Here is a 19,333-nt window from a genome sequence, read left to right on the forward strand (position 1 = left end):
GCCAGGTTGTGGCGGGTGGTGAGGGTGCCAGGGTGATCGGGGCCCAACACCCGCAACCGATCGGCGAGCAACGCCTCCAACGCGGACACCGCCGCGACAGGATCACCCGCCTCACCCCACCAATCGGCCAGGTTGTGGCGGGTGGTGAGGGTGCCAGGGTGATCGGGGCCCAACACCCGCAACCGATCGGCGAGCAACGCCTCCAACGCGGACACCGCCGCGATAGGGTCACCCGCCTCACCCCACCAGTGGGCCAGGTTGTGGCGGGTGGTGAGGGTGCCGGGGTGGTCGGGGCCGAGGTGGGTGGTGGCGGTGGTGCACAGGTCGTCGTAGTAGGCGACGGCGGCTATGACCTGTCCGGCCTCGCCCAGACTATTACCCGCGCGGAACAGCAGGCCGTGTGCGTCGGGGTGCCACAGGTGGTTCCCGGCGACAGTGACCAACGCCGTGGTGTTGGCCCGCAGCACCGCCGCCAGCGCGGTGTCGCGCTCCACCTCCGGCCACACCTTCAGCAGTGCGTCGGCAGCCACTCGGGCCAGCACCGGCCACCGGGACTCACCGATCCGATCGCGGGTAGCGTGCTGGACCAACGCGTGCACCCGCACCGCCACATGAGCCCTGCCCGGTGCGGTGTCGAGGGTGATCAGGCTCAACCGGTGCAGACAACTCAACGCACCCCGCACCTGCTCGGCCCCCACCGGTTCACCCGAGCCCGTGCTCAGGTACGCCAGAACCGGGGGTGAGGTGAACACCGACAGCGGGACACCGTTGGGGTCCAACACCGACGCCACCGCCAACACCGGCCCCGCCAACCCCACGGGCGCCATGCTGTCGGCCAGATCCACCGACATCGCCCAGGTCGTGGCCACCGTGTCCGCTCGTTCATCGGGCAACGCGCCCACCGGCGGGAACATCTCGGTCAACGTGCGGCGCTGCCCCCGCCACCGATCCACGTACTCCGCGCAGGTGATGCACTGGTCGAGCACGTACGCCCCCGCCTGCCCCAATGCCAGCGGCAGAAACCCCAGCAGGCTCGCCAACTCGGCAGCGCCGTCCAGCACATGCGGCTGATCGGCCAGCATCTCACCCAGGTACGCCACCGACTCCTCTTCGGTGAACACCTCCAACGGCACCACCCGCCGATTCGCCGCCCGCAACACCGCGTCCCTACGACGGGTGGTCGCCACCACCCGACCAGCCCCACCCCTAGGCCACAAACCCGTCAAGTCAGCAGGGTCCTGCACGTCGTCCAGCACCACCAACCACCGCCGGGTCGTCGTGGCGCACCAATCCAGAAAACGCCGCACCCCCACCGCAGGGTCTTCATCGGCCACACCCGACACAACAGCGGCCAACCGGGCGAACTCGTCCACCACCCGATCACGCGATGACGCGGTCACCCACCCCGCCAACTCCACCTCACCGGCACTCCACACCCGGTCCACATAGTCGGCAGCGGCCTGCGTCTTCCCGACACCGCCCAACCCCGACAACACCACCGACCCCACGACCCGGGCGTCCAACTCCGGCACCACCCGCCGCTGAAACCCATGCGTCCGCGACGGAACTCCCGACGACCGATACGGCAGCAACACCCCGGACTGCCGTGGCCCCGTCCCCAGGTACACATCGCCCTCGATGCGACCGGCCTGAACCGACCGCCCAGCCACATCCCCGCTCACCAAGTTCACCGAGTCGGACTCCCCGGGCATCCCCTCGCGCATCCGCCCATGATCCCCCGCACCGACTTACCTGGGGTACCCGCACGCATCCGACAAGCACCAGGCCCACGAGTTGGGGAACGACACGACCGCGAGCCGGAGAGTCAGCGGCTCACGGTGAGTTTCCCTCGCATTTCGGCAGGCCCAGGGCCAGTGACGGGGTGCTCGAAGGGGACGTGGGGACGCCCAAGGTGGTGAAGGTGGGGGTTGGTGGGTGCGATTGATCCATCTGGGGGTATCTGAGTCGCTAAGGTCAGCGGGGGGTTGATCGCCGAGGGAGCAGAGGATGTCGTTTGCCAGTCCGTTGTTCCTGTGGTTCTTCACGCCAGTAGTGCTGATCGGCGTCTTGGCCTCGCCTCGGCATTGGCGGAACGGGATTGTGGCGGTCGCCAGTCTCGTGTTCTACGCGGCGGGGGCTGGGCCGAGCACGCTGCTGCTGTTGACCACGATGGCCGTCAACTTCATGGCGGGGCCGTGGCTGGAGCCGGACGAGTGGGACACCGGGCGGGCTCGGCGGCGACGGGTGTTGGTCTCGGTCGTGGCGTTCGACGTCGCGGTGTTGTTGGTGTGGAAGTACGCGGGGTTCGCCACCGAGCAGATCGCGGGGTTCGCGCGGCTGTTCGGGGCGGACTTGCCGGTGGTGCACCTGCTGTTGCCGATCGGGATCTCGTTCTACACCTTCCACCACATCTCGTACGTGGTGGACATCTACCGGGGGGAGCGGCCCGCGCTGCGGGACCCGGTCGCGTTCGTCACGTACATCGCGATGTTCCCGCAGCTGGTGGCTGGGCCGATCGTGCGGTACCGGGAGCTTGCCGACCAGCTGCCGCAGCAGCGGACGCACCGGTTGGACGATGTGGCGTCGGGGTTCCCGAGGTTCGCGCTGGGGCTGTGCAAGAAGGTGATCGTCGCGGACTCGCTGAGTCCGCTGGTCGAGCAGTGCTTCGACACCCCGGCCAACCAGATGACGTTCGCGGTGGCGTGGCTGGGGGCGGTGGCGTACACGCTCCAACTGTTCTTCGACTTCTCCGGCTACTCGGACATGGCGATCGGGCTGGGCCGGATGGTCGGGTTCCGGCTGCCGGAGAACTTCGCGCGCCCGTACTCGGCGGTGACGATCACCGAGTTCTGGCGGCGCTGGCACATGTCGCTGTCGCGCTGGTTCCGCGACTACGTCTACATCCCGCTCGGCGGCAACCGCCAGGGCGCGGGGCGCACTTACCGGAACCTGAGCATCGTGTTCGTGCTGACCGGCCTGTGGCACGGCGCGAACTGGACGTTCCTGGTGTGGGGGCTCTACCACGGCGCGCTGCTGGTCATCGAGCGCGGCTACGGGCTGGACCGGGCGCCTGCCAACCCGTGGCGACGGATCGGCAGGCGCGCCCTGACCCTGGTCCTGGTGGTGTTCGGGTGGGTGTTCTTCCGCGCCGCCGACATGGGGCAGGCGCTGGTGATGATCGGCCACATGCTGCTGCCGGACTTCACCGGCCTGACCGACCAGGTCGACGCGGCGCTGGGCAACCAGGTGCTGGTGACCCTGGCGCTGGCCGCGATCATCTTCCTCCTGCCCGCGAGCCCGGTGACCGGTCCCCTGCTGGAGTCCTCCCGCAGCCGGACGGCGCGGATTCTGCGGGTCACGGTGATGGTGCCGGGCATGCTGTGGGCGGCGATCCTGGTGGCGACGGGGACGTTCAGCCCGTTCCTGTACTACCAGTTCTGACCGGAAGCCCGAGACCCACGGCGTGGGACGCCGGTGGATATCGGGCCTCGACGGGTCGACCGCGGAACGTGGCTAGTCGGTGGAGAGGTAGCAGAACCAGCTGTAGGCGTTGCGGCGGTCGGTGAAGCCGGGCCGCGCCCACGGCTCCCGGTACTGGAGCTGGCAGGCGGCGTACATGTTGATCGGGATGCGCTCGTTGACGTTGTAGCGGCACTCCCAGCCGTACACGCTGCGCGCGTCCTTCAGGAAGACGTCGCCGCCGTAGAAGTGCCGACAGTAGGCCTGGAGGTCGATCACTCCCAGGTAGACGTCGTCCTGCAGCGCCGTGGTCTCGACGGCGCTGGGCGGCGCCGGGGCCTCCTCGGCCGAGGCGACGGCGGGAGCGAGGGCGCACACGAGGGCGGCCACCGCTACCGAGAACATTTTCACGATTCTGTGCGACATCGAGCTGTTCCCTTTCTTTTCCGGACGCGTGATGCTGACGCCGGACGCTTTTCCGTCGGCAGCCCTCCGAATATAGGAGATCGTTTTCAGTAGTCGCAATGCCCGTTTTGGGGCTGCCCTAAAGGGAGCGAAAAAGCCGCAGTCCCTTGTGGACGTTCGGACGGCGGACGGCGGTGATCACGAATAGTGATCGAGTTCAGCCCGGTAGCCAGTTCAGGGGCCACCACTAGTGGGTTACCTCGATCGGGCAGCCGGGCCCGAAACGACGCCGGCCGACCCGCCCGAACGGGCGGATCGGCCGACTTGCCCTGACCTGTGCTCTCGTGGCGGTGCGACTACCGCGCGGGCGAACTAGAAACTAGATCCAGCAGTACCAGGAATAGGGGTCCTTGAACTCGTAGAAGTCAGGCCGGGAGGGCCTGCGGTACTGCCACCAGCAGGCGTCGTACATGTCGATCCCGTAGACCTCGCCGTCGAGGTGACAGCGCCAGCTGTACACGTCCTTCGGCGGCAGGAGGGTGACGTCGTCAAACCCGTGGTATTGGCAGTACGACTTGAGATTCACTCCGCCCAAGTCGACCGTGGTGTCGGATACCGCCGAAACGGCGGGCGGCGCCACTGGCTCCGCCACGGCGACCGCGGTCGGAGCCAGTACGGCGATGACCGCGAGTATCGTCACCGAGGCGACCTTGAGCATTCTCTTCAGCATCGAGCGTTTCCCTTTCATCGAGCCGGATGACACCTGCCGAATGACACCTGCCTATTCGCTGGCGGCAATACCCATGCAACCAGCAGGCGTTTGTGTTCGCAATGCCCGCATAGGGTTGTCCAGCGGCGCTCGATAGAACCTGAAAAACACCACAAACAGCGGACGAACCCCGGTCCGGCGCACGATCAGTGACAATTTCGCCGGTCGGTTACCTGTCCGGGCGAGCCACTGTCGTGGGGCCGACCCGTACTGTCTCGCCCTGGAGCGCCCAGCGGGCTGTGGGATGCTCAGATGCTGGTCGGGGACGGTGAGAGGGGTGAGCGGGTGGACTGGCAGGGCATCGTGGCCGACTTCGGGGCGCACTGGCACGTCTACCTGTCGATGCCGCTGATCGCCGCCGCCATCGGCTACGTGACCAAGCGGGCCGCCATCGAGATGATGTTCCAGCCGCTGGAGTTCGTCGGCGTCGGGGTCGTGGGATGGCAGGGGGTCATTCCGCGCAACGCGCACCGCATGGCGAGCGTGGCCATGGAGCTCATGACCACCAACCTGATCAACCCGAAGGAGATCTTCGCCCGGCTCGACCCGAAGCAGGTCATCGCGGAATTGCGGGAGCCGATCGAGCGGGCCGTGGACGAGATCACCCAGGACCTGCTCGCCCGCTACCAGCCGAACCTGTGGGAGCTGATGCCCCAGCAGGCGCAGCGGCTCATCCTGGCCAGGGTGCGGGCCGAGGGGCCGCGCATCGTCGAGAAGCTGATGCGGGACCTGGCCGAGAACATCGATGACGTCCTCGACGTCAAGGACATGGCCGTGCGCAGCCTCGTGCGCGACAAGGCCATGCTCAACCGGCTCATCCGCGACACCGCGCGGCCGGAGATGCGGTTCATCGCGCACTCGGGGATCTGGTTCGGACTGGTCATCGGCCTGATCCAGGTGGTCGCCTGGGCGCTGACAAAGAACCCGTGGATCATGCCGATCTTCGGTGGCATCACCGGCTGGCTCACCGACTGGCTCGCCCTGAAAATGATCTTCCTGCCGCGCGCGCCCAAGCGGTTCCTCGGCCTGGTGACCTGGCAGGGCATGTTCCAGAAGCGCCGCATGGAGGTCGCCCGCGACTACGGCGACCTGATCGCCACCGAGATCCTGACCGTGGCGAACGTGCTGGAGGCCGTGCTCACCGGCCCCAAGTCGGACCGCCTCTACGCCAAGATCCACCGCGAGGTGCAGCGGGCCATCGACACCCAGGCGAGCCTGGCGAAGCCGTTCGTGGTGGCCGCCGTCGGCTCCCGCCGGTACCAGGAGATGAAGCAGGAGGCCGCGCGCGCCGCGATCGAGCGCATCCCCGACACCATCCGGCACATCGAGGGCTACGCCACCGACGCGCTCGACATCCGCAACACCATCATCCGGCAGATCCAGCAGCTCACCCCGCTGCAATACGAGGGCCTGCTACGGCCCGCTTTCCGCCAGGACGAGTGGAAGCTGATCGCGGTGGGCGCGATCATCGGGTTCCTCGTGGGCGAGCTACAGGTGCTGGTGGTCCTGCACTGAGTTAGCCTCTTAGCGGGTTTCAGTCGAGGAGGATGTGCTTGAACGGCTCGATCCTCGACCACTTCGCCGCCCACTGGCTCGTCTACGTGTCGATGCCGTTCGTCGCCGCGATCATCGGATACGTCACCAAGCGGGTGGCCATCGAGATGATGTTCCGCCCGGTGCGGTTCGTCGGCGTCCTCGAACCGTTCCTCGGCTGGCAGGGCGTCGTCCCGCGCAACTCGGCCAGGATGATCCGGGTCTCCGCCGAGCTGATCACCAGCAGGCTGGTCGACCCGAGGGAGATCGTCGCCCGCCTCGACCCGGACGAGATCACCCGGCAGATCCAGGGCCCGCTGCTGCTCACCATCGATGAGATCACCCGCGAGGTGATGGCCAAGCACCACCCGCAGCTGTGGGAGATGCTGCCGGTCCTGGCCCAGGACGTGATCGTCAAGCAGGTGCAGGCAGGCAGCCCCGTGCTGGTCCGCCGGGTCGTCGCCGAGATCCAGGCCAACATCGGCGAGGTCCTCGACGTCCAACAGGTCGCGATCACCGCACTGGAACGCGACAAGGAGCTACTGGTCCGCCTGGTCAGGGACATCTCGCGGCCGGAGATGGCGTTCATCGCCCGCTGCGGCATCTACTTCGGCTTCGCCCTCGGCTTGGTCCAGACCGGGGTGTGGGCGCTGACCCGCGAACCACTGATCCTGCCGATCTTCGGCGCCGCCATCGGCTGGTTCACCGACTGGCTGGCCATCAAACTGGTCTTCTTTCCCCGCGAACCCGTCCGAATCCTCGGCCTGTTCCCCTTCCAGGGCGTGTTCCAACGCAGGCGCGCCGAGGTGGCCAAGCAGTACGGCGCCCTGATCGCCCGCGAGGTGATGACCGTCCCCAACATCGTGGAAGGCATCCTGCGGAACCCCAAGTCGGACCGCCTGCTGTCCATGATCCGCCAGACCGTGGAACGCACTGTCGACGAGCAGGCAAGCATCGCCAAACCCCTGGTGGCCGTGGCTGTCGGCACCCGCCGCTTCCAAGAACTCAAACACGCGGCCGCCGACAAGGCGATGTCCCGCCTCAACGCCACCGCGCTGCAGGCCGAGCCCTACGCCACCCGCGCCTTGGACATCGGCAACACCATCGCGGAGAAGATGAACCGCCTCACCCGCGAGGAATACGAGGGCCTGCTGCGCCCCGCCTTCCGCCAGGACGAATGGAAACTGATAGCCGTCGGCGCCACCATCGGCGCACTGGTGGGACACCTGCAAGCCGTGCTGATGCTCCAGTGACACCGGTCCCGTCGGGCGCCTCCGCAGAGGGCGGAAACCCAGAGCACGCACCGGCCGAACTCTGACAGGCTGATCCCGTGCAGGTTGCGATGCTCGGCCCCCTCTGCGTCCAGGGCGCCAGCGGCCACTGGATCGAGCCAGGCGGTCTCCGGCTGCGGATGCTGCTGGCCCGACTGGCGCTGACCCCGGGCCAAGCCGTTCCCGCCACCGTCCTCATAGACGACCTCTGGAAAACCGAGTCGCCGACCACCAACGCCCTGCAATCGCTCGTCTCCCGGCTGCGCAGAGCCCTGCGCCCAGAGGCGGGCGAAGTCCTGGAGTCGCACCCGGCCGGCTACCGCCTCCTGATCACCGGCGACGACGTGGACGCGATCCGCTTTGAGCACCTGGCCGCCCAAGGCAGAGCGGCACTGCGCGACGGCGACGCGACCAAGGCGGCGGACCTCCTCAGGCAAGCGACAGACCTCTGGCGAGGAGACGCGCTTACCGGCCTGGAGGAAGCACCATTTGCCGCCCCAGCGATAGCCCGGCTAACAGAGCTGCGGACAGCGGCCCAGGAAGACCGGCTGGACGCCGAGATACGCGCCGGACGCCACGTCGAAGCGATCATCGAGTTGCGGACCCTGGTTTCCGAACACCCACTGCGCGAGCGCCCGGCCGCGTTGCTCATCCACGCGCTGTCGCTCGCGGGCAGGCAGGCGGAAGCGCTCGCGGAGTACGAGCGGGCGCGGCGGGCGCTGGTCGATGAACTAGGGGTCGAGCCATCCGCGGAGCTGCGTGACCTGCACGTGGCCGTGTTGCGCGGCGAGGTGGCGCGGGCGCCGGGGCGGCGGCTGCCGGTGGCGCTTACCAGTTTCGTGGGTAGGCAGGCAGAGCTGGCCGAGGTGTCGCGGCTGCTGGCGACGACCCGGCTGGTGACGCTGGTCGGGCCGGGCGGCGCGGGGAAGACGCGGCTGTCGCGGGAGGTGATCGCCGCGCGGGACGAGACCGCGTGGCTGGTCGAGCTGGCGGGCGTGACCAGCGGCGAGGACGTGGCCGCCGCGGTCCTCGGCGCGCTCGGAGTCCGGGAGACCCCGCTGATGGAGCCGCCCGGCGCGGGCGCGCCGCGGCCGGTCGACGTGCTCGACCGGTTGGCCGAGGTGCTGTACCCGCAGCGGGGCGTGCTGGTCCTGGACAACTGCGAGCACCTGATCGGCGCCGCGGCGCGGCTCGCCGACGCGCTGCTGGCGCGGTGCCCGGGGGTGCGGGTGCTGGCCACGAGCCGGGAGCCGCTGGCGATCACCGGCGAGGTCGTGTTCCCGGTCGGGCCGCTGGCGCTGCCCGCCGAGAACGCCGAGGTGGCGGCGGTGACGGCGGCCGAAGCCGTGCGGCTGTTCGCCGACCGGGCCGCGTCCGCGAGCCCGGGGTTCACAGTGGACGATCGCAACGCCGCGACCGTCGCCGAGGTCTGCCGCAGGCTCGACGGGCTCCCGCTGGCGCTGGAGCTGGCCGCCGCCCGGCTGCGCTCGATGACGGTCAACCAGATCGCCGAGCGCATCGACGACCGGTTCCGGCTACTCACCGGTGGCAGCCGGACATCGCTGCCGCGGCACCGCACGCTGCGGGCGGTGGTCGAGTGGAGCTGGGAGCTGCTGGAGAAGCCCGAGCGGGTGCTCGCCGCACGCCTGTCGGTGTTTCCCGGCGGGGCCACCGCCGACGCGGTCACCGCCGTCGCCGCCGACAGTGAGCTGCCCGCCGAGGACAGCGACGACACTGTCTACGTGCTCGCGTCCCTGGTCGAGAAGTCGATCGCGCACGCGGCCGAGGGCCGGGACGGGCAGGTGCGGTACCGGATGCTGGAAACCGTCCGCGCGTACGCCGCCGAGCGGCTGGCCGAGGCGGGCGAGACCGAGCGGGTCCGCGAGTGCTACAGCCACTACTTCCTCGCGCTGCTGGAACAGGCCGAGACCTACCTGCGCGGCCCGGAGCAGGTCGTCTGGCTCGCCCGGATCGCCGCGGACCACGAGAACATGCTGGCCGCGCTGCACTACGCGGTGGCCATGGGCGACGCGGACCTCGCGCACCGGCTGGCGCTGAGCGCGGGCTGGTTCTGGATGCTCAGCGGGCACCACCGGGAGGCGCTGAACCTGATTACCCAGGTCAACGCGGTCCCCGGCCCCGCGCCCGGGTACGCGCGGGCCGCGCTGCGCGCCATGGCCGCGTTCGGCCAGGCGGCGGGCATCCCCGACCTCGACACCATCCGCGAGCTGCGCGCCGACCTGGCCGCGACCGACGCCATGACCCACGTCCCGATGATGGCCATGCTCGAACCCATGCTGGCCGCGTTCAGTGGCGACGTCGAGGACGCCCGCGACGGCCTGCGCCGAGGCGCGACCCACCCGGACCCGTGGGCGCGCGGCCTGGTCCGGCTCGGCACCGCGTTCCTCCTGGAGAACCTGGGCGAACTCGCCGAAGCCGAAGCAGAGGCCGAACGCGCCCTGGCGGTCTTCCGCGACCTGGGCGACCGCTGGGGGCAGGCGATGGCCATCGGCCAGGTCTCCGAACGGCGCTCCCTGCGCGGCGACCACGCTGGCGCCGTCGCCGCGTACGAGGAATCCGTCCGCCTGGTCAGCGAACTCGGCGCGACCGAGGAACTGCCCGGAATGCTCGGCCGCCTCGCCGTCCAACGCGGCCGCGCGGGCGACCTCGACGGCGCGGAACGCGACCTCCGAGCGGCCCTGCGGGCGGCTCGGGACAGCGGTTCCCGGGAAAACCTCGCGCTCATCCTCGGCTGGCTGTCCAGCCTCCTGCGCCTGCGCGGCGACCTGGCCGAAGCCCGCGAGTTGCTGTCCGAAGGCCAGACGCTGCTGGCCGTGGTCCCCCGCCAGTCACCGCACTGGGACGCGCTGTACGCGAGCGTCCGCGCCCAACTCGCCCTCGCCGAGAACGACCCGGACACCGCCCTCACCCACCTCGCCAACGCCCTGACCAGCGTCGAGGACATCCCCGACATGCCCCTGATCGGCGCCATCGGCGAACAAGCCGCCCAAGCCCTGTCCGCCCGCGGCGAGGCACTGGCCGCGGCCCGCATGCTCGGCGTCGGCGCGGCCCTGCGCGGCGCCCCCGACCTGGGCAATCCAGAGCTGGTGGACCTCATCGCCAACCTGGACGCCGCCCTGGGACCAGAAGCCCGCACCGCCGCCTTCACCGCGGGCCAAGCCCTCGACCGCGAAACCGCCCTCACCGAACTACGCCGAGCCGTCGGACGCCCCGCCCCGGCCTGACCCGGGTCAGGGAAGCTGGGCGGCTACGGCCTCGGCAACCTGGGTGCCGATCCGGCAGCCCTCAGCAAAGTCGCCCGCAGTGGCGATCACATCGACACGAGCGGTGTCGGTGACCGACACGGCGATGACACAGGACCCGGTTTTGGAGTGCTGCTGCTTGGCGGGCCTACCACCGATGGTGGTGTCGGTGGCCGCGCCCAGTGAGGTGTCGAACTCACCGATGCCCTGGTTGTCCCGGATGCCAAGGCCGACACCGTAGTCCGCTTGCCCAGCAGCCCAAGCTGGGCAGCAGCAACAACGCCAAGATCATGGCGCCGTACCTGGTGCAGGTCGCCACCGATGACCAGGGCTTCCTCACTCAACTGGCAAAGTTCAGGGATGTTCTCCGCATCTCGCGGATGGCGGCCAGGATGGCGTCGCCGCCGTGTTGGTTGACGGTGAACTCGCCTGCTCTGGCGCTGGCGGAGAACTTGCTCATGTTCTTGGCCAGGCCGTCCATGTCTACCCACTCCATGTCGTGGCCCCTGGTGGAATCCGTTGATGCGGAATCCGGTGGTAGCCACGGGGGGATCCGGCGACGGGGCGTTTGGGGGAAGCCGTGCGGGAGGCGGGTGGGTGCGCCTACGCTCGCGGTGTGACCGTGGAGGGGACGCCGGAGTGGCGGCATGAGCAGGCGGACGAGGCTGGGCGTTGGCGGGCCAGTCTGGGGCAGTTGCGGGACAGGGCCGACAACCTGGACGCGTCCGTAATGCTCGCCGCGCGGGAGGTTGACCGGCAGCCGACCGAGGAAGCGCGGGAGCGCTACCTCGACATGTTGGTGCGGTTGACGCAGGTCGCCGACGGGGTGCGGGAGTTGGTGGACGGCGAGATCGAGCGGACAAAGGCCACGGGGGCCTGAAGACCGCTTCGGGCGGGTGGCAGGCTTACCGGCATGGCACAGGCCGTGGTGGTGACCTTCGATGATCGGGCCGACGCGGCCGTGCGGGCGCTGTGGGGCAAGCTGGACGCGGCTGGGCTGCCGTCGGAGCGGAAGTTTCCACCGCATGTGGCGTTCGCGGTGGCGTCGGAGATTCCGCGGAAGACTCGGGCGGCGTTAAAGGCCGATCTTGGGGTGTTGTCCGTGCCGAGCATGTGGCTTTCCGCGTTGTCGACGTTCTCCACCAGTGAGAACGTGCTCATGCTGGCCGCGGTGACTGACGGCGAGCTCTTGGCGGTGCACTCGGCGGTGCATGACGTGCTCGCGGGCAAGGTCCGCAATCCGAACGCGTACTACCTGCCCGGCTCTTGGATGCCGCACTGCGCTCTCCTGCACGGCGTTAGCGACGCGGAGTTGGTCACCGGGTTCGGGACGGTGTTCCCGGTCGAGCCGATTCAGGCCAGGGTGCGGCGGGTCGCGGTCCTGGACACTCTCACCGACGAGGTGGACGTGCTGGTCGAGCGGTAGTCACCGGCCGAGGACGTCGGACAGGAAAGCCTCTACCGCGCCCCGGTAAACCTCCGGGGCGGAGTCGTGCACCAGGTGGCCGCTGCCCGGCACGACCAGGTGCTTCCCGCCGCCGGGAGCGCGGGCGGGGATCTCCGCCTGCTGGCCGGGCGGCATCACCGTGTGCTCGGCCTCGATCGCCAGCACCGGGCACCGCACCCGCTCCACGAACTCCCAGTAGTCCCGCCCGCCCCACTCGGCGGCGATCTCGAACAACTCGTCCACGTCGGCGATCAGGTGGTAGCCGTCCGCGCGTTCCTCGACGCACTCGGCGAAGTAGGCGCCCGCGGGCCCGAAGAACTCGCGCACGTGCGCCAACGACGGGAACGGCACCGGCCACGCCTCGAACAGCTCCCGCCAGCCGTCCACGGTGCGCCCGCGCAGGTCGACGCCCGCGTCCTCGACAACCAAGGCGCGCACCAGGTCCGGGTGATCCGCGGCGAGGACGATGCCGTGCAGCGCGCCCATGGAGTGCCCGACGACCACGGCGGGCTCGCCGAACCCGGCGACCAGCTCGGCGGCGTCGGCCACGAAGTCCGGGGTGCGCCACTGCCCGCCGCGGTGCGGGCTGCGGCCGTGGGCGCGCGCGTCGAGCCCGACGACCCGGCCGTACGCGGTGAGCCACCGGGCGACCGGCCACCACGTGCTGGCCCGGCCCATCAGGGCGTGCAACAGCAGGATCGGCGGCCCGTCGCCGCCGAACTCGACCACGTGCGGCCTGCTCATGGCCCGAGTGTGCCCGAGGCAACTCCGGCTACACAGGGCACGGGTCATGATGGGGGCCCCGACCAGCTTGGAGTGCTCGATGTCCCCTCGCCTCGTCTGCGTCCTGCTGGCCGCGACCGCGTTCACGGCCTGCACGAACGTCGCCGAGGAACCCGCCCCGACGACGTCCCCGGCGCCACCCGAGCCGAAACCCCAGGTGACTGGCGGTGTCGGCGCCGAGGGCATCGGCGACCCGTACTACCCGGACGACGGTAACGGCGGCTACGACGTCACCTCTTACGCGGTGAGCATCAGCTACGACCCGTCTACCAAGCGGCTGGAAGGCGACACGACGGTCACCGCGACCGCGGCGGACGCGCTGTCCCGGTTCAACCTGGACCTCACCGGCTTCGAGGTCGCCTCGGTCGAGGTCGACGGCGCGGCGGCGACCTTCGCCCGCGCGGGCGAGCACGAACTCGTCGTCACCCCGGCCGCGCCGGTCGCCAAGGCCGCGTCGTTCCAAGCCCGGGTCAAGTACGCGGGCGTCCCCGAGGCGGGCAAGGACACGCCGCTGGGCAAGGGCGGCTGGCAGATCGCCACCTCCGGCGGCGCGTTCGTGGCCGGGGAGCCGCACTCGGCGAGCAGTTGGTTCCCGGTGAACGACCACCCGCTGGACAAGGCGACCTTCCGCCTGTCGGCGCGGGTGCCCGAGGGCTGGAGCGTGATCTCCAACGGCCGGGAAGAACCGCCGGTGACCGACGCGGGCTGGACCACCCACACCTGGGTGGAGCCGAACCGGATCGCGCCCTACCTGACCACCGTCGGCATCGACAAGTGGACCTTCGAGCGGTCGGCGCTGCCCGACGGCACCCCCGTGGTCAACGCCTACGCCCCCGGCGCTGAGGACAAGAAGCCCATCCAGGCGCGGATGCCGGAGGTGCTGGCGTTCCTCACCGAGAAGTTCGGCCCGTACCCGCAGAGCGCGGCGGGCGGGATCTTCCTCAACGAGAACATGCCGTTCTCTCTGGAAACCCAGGGACGGCCCATCTACGCCAAGTGGGCCGAGCTGGAAGTCGTCGTCCACGAGCAGGCCCACCAGTGGTTCGGCGACAGCGTGTCGGTCAAGAACTGGTCCGACATCTGCCTCAACGAGTGCCTCGCGTCCTACTCGCAGTGGATGTGGGCCGAAGCCAAGGACAGCGAGAACCTCGACCAGCGCTACCGCACCCAGGTGGCCCGCAACGCCGAACGCCCCCGCTACTGGAACCGCAAACTGGTCGACATGGGCGCGGGCAACGAGTTCACCGCCGTCTACGACAAGGGCCAGCTCGCCATCCACGCCCTGCGCAGGCAGATCGGCGACCCCAAGTTCGACGAGCTCCTCAAGAAGTGGACCGCGACCCACAAGGACGGCAACGCGTCCTGGGCGGAGTTCGAGGCCATGGCCGCGCAGGTCGCGGGCCAGGACCTGAGCCGCTTCTTCGACGCCTGGTTCCACCAGGCGGCCAAACCCGCCGACGAGTTCCTCTACCCGGGGCCGCTGCGCCAGTAGGCTGACGGCATGGCAGTCGTGAAGATCAATGCGATCGAGGTGCCCGAGGGCGCCGGACCCGAGTTGGAGAAGCGCTTCGCCGCGCGCCTGGGCGCCGTCGAAGGCGAGCCCGGATTCCTCGGGTTCGAGCTGCTGCGCCCCACCTCGGGCGAGACCCGCTACTTCGTCTACACCCGATGGGAGACCGAAGAGCACTTCCAGGCGTGGATGGGCGGCTCGGCCAAGGAAGCCCACTCCGGCGAGCGCGCCAAGCCGGTCGGCACCGGCTCCAGCCTCCTGGAGTTCGAGGTCGTGCACACCGCGGGCCCCCGCGCGGCCGAATGACCGACGCGCTCGACCAGGCGGCGGCCATGGTGGCCGCCGCCGACTCCGTCCTGGTCTGCGCGGGCGCGGGCATGGGCGTCGACTCCGGCCTGCCCGACTTCCGCGGCAGCGAAGGCTTCTGGCGCGCCTACCCGCCCTACGCGCGGCTGGGGCTGCGGTTCGAGGAACTGGCCGATCCGGTGCACTTCGCGCACGACCCGGAACTGGCGTGGGGCTTCTACGGGCACCGGCTGGCCCTGTACCGCGCGACGGTGCCGCATTCGGGCTTCGAGATCCTGCGCAAATGGGACGCGCGGGTGTTCACGTCGAACGTTGACGGGCAGTTCCAGAAGGCGGGCTTCGCCGACGTCGCCGAAGTGCACGGTTCTATCCACCACCTCCAGTGCACCCTTCCGTGCAGGCACGAGGTGTGGCCCGCGGGGGATGACATCGAGGTCGACCCGGAGACTCTGCGCGCTGTCGGGCCGCTGCCGGAGTGCCCGGATTGTGGCAGCTTGGCGCGGCCGAACATCCTCATGTTCGGTGACGCGCATTGGGTTCCTGACCGTAGCCAGACGGCTCTTGACGCCCTGATGACTTGGCGGCGGGCTCAGCATGGGCGGAACCTGGTGGTTGTGGAGATTGGGGCGGGGACCGCGGTGTCGACTGTTCGTCGGCATGCTGAGTTGGCCAGTGCCGCTACGGGGAATCTGATTCGGATCAATCCGCGTGAGCCTGAGGTTCGGCATGGGCGCGGGGTTTCGCTTGCTATGGGGGCTGTTGAGGCGCTGTCTGGGATTCAGTCTCGGTTGTGACGGTCTTGGGCTGGCTGTCTGCTCGATGGGGTTCCGTGGGCTGGGTTTCGTGGGTCCGCTCGATGGGGTGGAGTGGTTTCTTCGGGGCCCCTATGAAGGAAGATCGCCGTGTGAAAGACGGGTGGGAAGCCTCCGGCCTCACACGCGCGGAGCCAGCTTAGCGATCTTCCTTCTCCCCCGAAGAAACCACTCCACCCCATCGAGCACCTGGCAGATTCGGGTTCCTGCTGGTAGGGGGCTGGTTCTCTGTTCAGCCCCGGGCACCTGGCAGAGCCGCGCGGCTGGCAGGTAGGCGGGTTCGCTGTCCCGCTCGTCCATCTGGCACTTGGCGGCTTTGATGCTGTCTGGTGGGAGGGTGGGTTCGCGGGTGCGTTCTCACCGGGGGCCTGGCAACTTTGGGTGCGGTTGGCAGGAGGGCGGGTTCGCCGCTTCTACTGCTTCCAGCATCTGACGAGCGCGGACTCGGCCTGGTGAATAGGCGGGGTGTGCTGTCCACCTGCGTCGGGGATCTGGCTGCTTCAGGTGCGGTTGGCAGCTTGGGCAAGGGCGCTGCGCCGCCCTGTCGAGCGCCCTGGCGAATCTTCGGTGCGGCTGGCAGGTGAGCAGGCCGCACCGAGCCCGCGAAAGATCGTCATTCGCCAGCCCCACAGCCCCCACAACAAACCCCACCCGCCCTGGGGGCCGGGCCCTGCTCCAGTCTATCGGCCCAGGTCAGCGAGAGGAAGAGGGTGCGTCGGGGCTGTGGATAACTCGCGATCATGGGTGGTCGGGAGATCGGCGGGCACTGGCGGATCCGGGTGCGCATCGGCCGGGGCGGGTGTGCTGCTTTCTCCCGTTGGGAGCTAGTTTCGCGGGGCTGAGGGGAGGGCCAGTTCGGCGAGGACGGCGTTGTGGTCGCTGCCGGGGAGGTCGTAGACGGCGACTGTGGTGACGCCTACTCGGCGGTCTACCAGGATGTGGTCGATGGTCACTGGGGGGCCGAAGGGGGGTTGGGACCAGGTGGGGCGTAGTCCTTCGCCTGCGAGTTCCGCTGCGTCGTAGTAGCCCCGATCCATGAGGTCGTTGAGGGCGCGGTGGTCGAGGGTGGCGTTGAAATCACCCGAGAGGATTCGGGGGCGGCCTCGGGGGTCGGGGGTGGGCATGGCGGCCAGTTCCTGGGTCCAGCGGTGTCTGGCGGTGGCGTTGGGGACGGGTGGGATGGTGTGCACCGAGAGGATCTCGATGTCCACCGGGCCGGAAAGGTCCACTACGGCTGCGGGTTGCTCGAACGACATGCGGTCCCGCACCAGCACGATCTGTCGCAGTGGGACGCGGGCCAGGATGCCGCTGCCCTCGCCGCCGGGGCGGGTGCGGAGGACGCGGTAGGGCAGCAGGTCAGCTAGGCCGGCGCGGTCCAAGGCGGCCATGGCTTGTGGGGTGAGTTCCTGGAGGGTGACGAGGTCCGCCTGGGTGTCGCGGATGAGCCGGACGACGGTGGTCGGGTCGGCTCGGCCCAGGAGCAGGTTCGCGGAGAACACGCGGAGGTGTTGGCCCTCGGGGATCGGGTCGCCGTCGGCCAGGAGGCGGGGGATCAGCAGGATCGACAGGGACGCGGTCAGCACTAGGGCGACCAGGGTGATCAGGGCGCGGCGGAGAACCAGCGCCAAGAGGGTCACGAGTAGTCCGTACCCCGCGACATAAGGGGTCAGGGCTAACGCCGCGACGGTAAACCGGTTGCCGTCGATCCGGCCGAGCCGCAGCACGCAGATGGCGAGTAGCGGCAGGACTAACAGGACCAGGAAAGCCGTGACTCCGCGCCTGCGCCGCCGCCGGAGCGGTTCAGGGTCCAGGTCGTCGGTCGCGGTGGGCTGTCTACGCACACCGCTCCTCAGCTCGCCGTTGCGCCATGTGACCAGCATGCCTGACCAGCGGCTGTCAACCGCTGTCACGCGGCGACAGCGCTGACAGCGTCGCGTGCGGGGGCTGACAGCGCGGCCGTGGACGCTGGATCGCAAAGAGAGACATCAGGGGGACCTATGACTTATGCGATCGAGGCCGAGGGGCTGGTGAAACGGTTCGGCGACACCCGGGCGCTCGACGGTGTCGACCTGGCCGTGCCCGCGGGGAAGATCCTCGGGGTGCTCGGGCCGAACGGGGCGGGGAAGACGACCGCCGTGCGGATTCTGGCGACACTGCTGCGGGCCGACGAGGGATGGGCCCGGGTCGGCGGGTACGACGTGGTGCGGCAGGCGACCGCGGTGCGCGGGCTGATCGGGTTGACCGGGCAGTACGCGTCGGTGGACGAGGATCTGTCCGGCACGGAGAACCTGGTGCTCATCGGGAAGCTGCTGGGCCTGTCGAAGGCAGCGGCGAAGGCGCGGGCGGCCGAGTTGCTGGCGAACTTCGAGCTGACCGACGCCGCGTCCCGCGGGGTGAAGACCTACTCCGGCGGTATGCGCAGGCGCGTCGACCTGGCCGCGAGCCTGGTGGGCCGCCCGGAGGTGCTGTACCTGGACGAGCCGACGACCGGCCTCGACCCGCACAGCCGCAACGAGGTGTGGGCTACTGTCCGCGGGCTGGTGGACGACGGCGTGACCGTCCTGCTGACCACGCAGTACCTGGAGGAAGCCGACCAGTTGGCCGACCTGATCACGGTGATCGACCACGGCAAGGTCATCGCGGCGGGCACGCCCAACGAGCTCAAGCGCCGCACCGGCGGCCAGAGCCTGCAGGTGCGCCCCACGCTCGCCGCGGACGGCAACGCCGTCGCCGCGATCCTGCGGCAGCTCACCGGGGCTGACCCGCTAGTGAACAAGGAGACCGGGGTGCTCTCCAGCCCGGTGGACAACCCGATGCTGCTGTCCGCGTTGGTCCGCAGACTGGACGAGGCGGGCATCACCGCGGACGAACTCGCGCTGCGCCTGCCCAGCCTGGACGAGGTGTTCCTGACGCTGACCGGCCGCGTCCCGGCCATCGAAGGGAGCGCGGCATGACGACCCTCCACATCGGACCGTCCGCGACCGTCCGGCACGGGCTCGCGCTGGCTGGCCGTAGTGTCACCAAGATCCGCAAGAACCCCGAGTCGCTGCTGGACGTGACGCTGCAGCCGATCATCTTCCTGCTGCTGTTCGTGTACCTGTTCGGCGGCGCGCTCGCGGGCAGCCCCGGCGAGTACCTGCAACTGCTGCTGCCCGGCCTGATGGTGCAGAACATCGCGTTCGCCAGCCTGGGCACCGGCATGGCGCTGAACACCGACATCACCAAGGGCGTGTTCGACCGGTTCCGCAGCATGCCGATCGCCCGCTCGGCGCCGCTGATCGGCGCGGTCCTCGGCGACGTCGTGCGGTTCGTCGTCACCCTGACCGTCCTCATTGGCTTCGCGATGATCCTCGGCTTCCGGGTGCAGACCGATCCGGGGCGGTTCCTCATCGCGATCGTGCTGATGATCCTGTTCGGGCTCTGCCTGTGCTGGGTGTCGGTGTTCGTCGGGATGCTGGTCAAGAGCCCGCAGGCGGTGCCGGGCACGCTGGTGGCGTTCATCTTCCCGCTCACCTTCGGCAGCAACGTCTTCGTGGACGCGGCCACCATGCCGGGCTGGTTGCGCGGCTGGGTGGAGATCAACCCGGTCACGCACCTGACCAACGCGGGCCGCGGTCTGCTCTTGGGCGGAGAGTGGGTCGGCGACGCGGCTTGGGCCTTCTTGTGGGCTATCGCGATCGCCGCGGTGTTCTTCCCGCTGGCGTTGCGCGCTTACCGCCGCCGGGTTGGCTGAGGCCAGGACCGCGACGGCCGCTTCCGGGAGTCCCGGAAGCGG

17 protein-coding genes are annotated in these 19,333 nt (G+C 69.4%); 11 read left to right on the forward strand and 6 right to left on the reverse strand.

Features of this window, described 5'->3' with window-relative positions; all coding sequences use genetic code 11:
* On the reverse strand, positions 1-1,724 hold a 1,724-nt coding region (locus ACZ6SD_RS06030), incomplete at its 3' end, for a tetratricopeptide repeat protein (protein ID WP_465315797.1).
* Positions 1,725-2,007: 283 nt separating this feature from the next.
* Between ACZ6SD_RS06030 and ACZ6SD_RS06035 the strand changes: the two genes are divergently transcribed.
* Positions 2,008-3,441 (forward strand): MBOAT family O-acyltransferase, encoded by a 1,434-nt coding sequence (locus ACZ6SD_RS06035; protein ID WP_465315798.1) that lies wholly within the window; start codon positions 2,008-2,010, stop codon positions 3,439-3,441.
* Positions 3,442-3,513: 72 nt separating this feature from the next.
* Here ACZ6SD_RS06035 and ACZ6SD_RS06040 read toward each other — a convergent pair whose 3' ends face one another.
* Positions 3,514-3,864, reverse strand: a complete 351-nt coding sequence (locus tag ACZ6SD_RS06040; RefSeq protein ID WP_465315799.1) for a hypothetical protein — start codon at positions 3,862-3,864, stop codon at positions 3,514-3,516.
* Positions 3,865-4,243: 379 nt separating this feature from the next.
* Positions 4,244-4,594, reverse strand: a complete 351-nt coding sequence (locus ACZ6SD_RS06045; RefSeq protein WP_091457554.1) for a hypothetical protein — start codon at positions 4,592-4,594, stop codon at positions 4,244-4,246.
* Positions 4,595-4,885: 291 nt separating this feature from the next.
* Here ACZ6SD_RS06045 and ACZ6SD_RS06050 point away from each other — a divergent pair, with 291 nt between their 5' ends.
* From ACZ6SD_RS06050 to ACZ6SD_RS06060, 3 genes are all read left to right on the forward strand, one after another.
* Positions 4,886-6,148 carry a DUF445 domain-containing protein gene (locus ACZ6SD_RS06050; RefSeq protein WP_465315800.1) on the forward strand — a complete coding sequence of 421 codons (1,263 nt, stop codon included), beginning with the start codon at positions 4,886-4,888 and terminating at the stop codon, positions 6,146-6,148.
* A gap of 92 nt (positions 6,149-6,240) precedes the next feature.
* A complete protein-coding gene (locus tag ACZ6SD_RS06055; protein WP_465315891.1) occupies positions 6,241-7,419 on the forward strand; it encodes a DUF445 domain-containing protein in 1,179 nt (392 codons plus the stop codon).
* Between the two features lie 77 nt (positions 7,420-7,496).
* Positions 7,497-10,682 (forward strand): BTAD domain-containing putative transcriptional regulator, encoded by a 3,186-nt coding sequence (locus tag ACZ6SD_RS06060; protein WP_465315801.1) that lies wholly within the window; start codon positions 7,497-7,499, stop codon positions 10,680-10,682.
* 358 nt (positions 10,683-11,040) lie between these two features.
* Here ACZ6SD_RS06060 and ACZ6SD_RS06065 read toward each other — a convergent pair whose 3' ends face one another.
* On the reverse strand, positions 11,041-11,196 hold the full coding sequence (locus ACZ6SD_RS06065; RefSeq protein ID WP_465315802.1) for a hypothetical protein: 156 nt from the start codon (positions 11,194-11,196) through the stop codon (positions 11,041-11,043).
* A 120-nt stretch (positions 11,197-11,316) separates the two neighbouring features.
* Here ACZ6SD_RS06065 and ACZ6SD_RS06070 point away from each other — a divergent pair, with 120 nt between their 5' ends.
* Both ACZ6SD_RS06070 and ACZ6SD_RS06075 read left to right on the forward strand, forming a co-directional pair.
* Positions 11,317-11,580, forward strand: a complete 264-nt coding sequence (locus ACZ6SD_RS06070; protein ID WP_465315803.1) for a hypothetical protein — start codon at positions 11,317-11,319, stop codon at positions 11,578-11,580.
* Positions 11,581-11,613: 33 nt separating this feature from the next.
* Positions 11,614-12,126, forward strand: coding sequence for a 2'-5' RNA ligase family protein (locus ACZ6SD_RS06075; protein WP_465315804.1), 513 nt, complete (start codon positions 11,614-11,616; stop codon positions 12,124-12,126).
* Here ACZ6SD_RS06075 and ACZ6SD_RS06080 read toward each other — a convergent pair whose 3' ends face one another.
* Positions 12,127-12,891 (reverse strand): alpha/beta fold hydrolase, encoded by a 765-nt coding sequence (locus tag ACZ6SD_RS06080; RefSeq protein ID WP_465315805.1) that lies wholly within the window; start codon positions 12,889-12,891, stop codon positions 12,127-12,129.
* 79 nt (positions 12,892-12,970) lie between these two features.
* Here ACZ6SD_RS06080 and ACZ6SD_RS06085 point away from each other — a divergent pair, with 79 nt between their 5' ends.
* From ACZ6SD_RS06085 to ACZ6SD_RS06095, 3 genes are read left to right on the forward strand one after another with little or no spacing between them, the layout of a single operon-like run.
* Positions 12,971-14,422 carry a M1 family metallopeptidase gene (locus ACZ6SD_RS06085; protein ID WP_465315806.1) on the forward strand — a complete coding sequence of 484 codons (1,452 nt, stop codon included), beginning with the start codon at positions 12,971-12,973 and terminating at the stop codon, positions 14,420-14,422.
* Positions 14,423-14,431: 9 nt separating this feature from the next.
* Entirely contained in the window at positions 14,432-14,746 is a 315-nt protein-coding gene (locus ACZ6SD_RS06090; RefSeq protein WP_465315807.1) for an antibiotic biosynthesis monooxygenase family protein, read from the forward strand.
* Positions 14,743-15,540 (forward strand): SIR2 family NAD-dependent protein deacylase, encoded by a 798-nt coding sequence (locus tag ACZ6SD_RS06095; RefSeq protein ID WP_465315808.1) that lies wholly within the window; start codon positions 14,743-14,745, stop codon positions 15,538-15,540. Before ACZ6SD_RS06090 ends, ACZ6SD_RS06095 begins: the two co-directional genes overlap by 4 nt.
* 842 nt (positions 15,541-16,382) lie before the next feature.
* Here ACZ6SD_RS06095 and ACZ6SD_RS06100 read toward each other — a convergent pair.
* Positions 16,383-17,399, reverse strand: a complete 1,017-nt coding sequence (locus tag ACZ6SD_RS06100; protein ID WP_465315809.1) for an endonuclease/exonuclease/phosphatase family protein — start codon at positions 17,397-17,399, stop codon at positions 16,383-16,385.
* A 156-nt stretch (positions 17,400-17,555) separates the two neighbouring features.
* Here ACZ6SD_RS06100 and ACZ6SD_RS06105 point away from each other — a divergent pair, with 156 nt between their 5' ends.
* A complete protein-coding gene (locus tag ACZ6SD_RS06105; protein WP_465315810.1) occupies positions 17,556-18,512 on the forward strand; it encodes an ATP-binding cassette domain-containing protein in 957 nt (318 codons plus the stop codon).
* On the forward strand, positions 18,509-19,291 hold the full coding sequence (locus tag ACZ6SD_RS06110) for an ABC transporter permease (RefSeq protein WP_465315811.1): 783 nt from the start codon (positions 18,509-18,511) through the stop codon (positions 19,289-19,291). Before ACZ6SD_RS06105 ends, ACZ6SD_RS06110 begins: the two co-directional genes overlap by 4 nt.
* Positions 19,292-19,333 lie beyond the last annotated feature (42 nt).

The sequence above is a fragment of the Actinokineospora sp. NPDC051303 genome, from assembly GCF_055586285.1.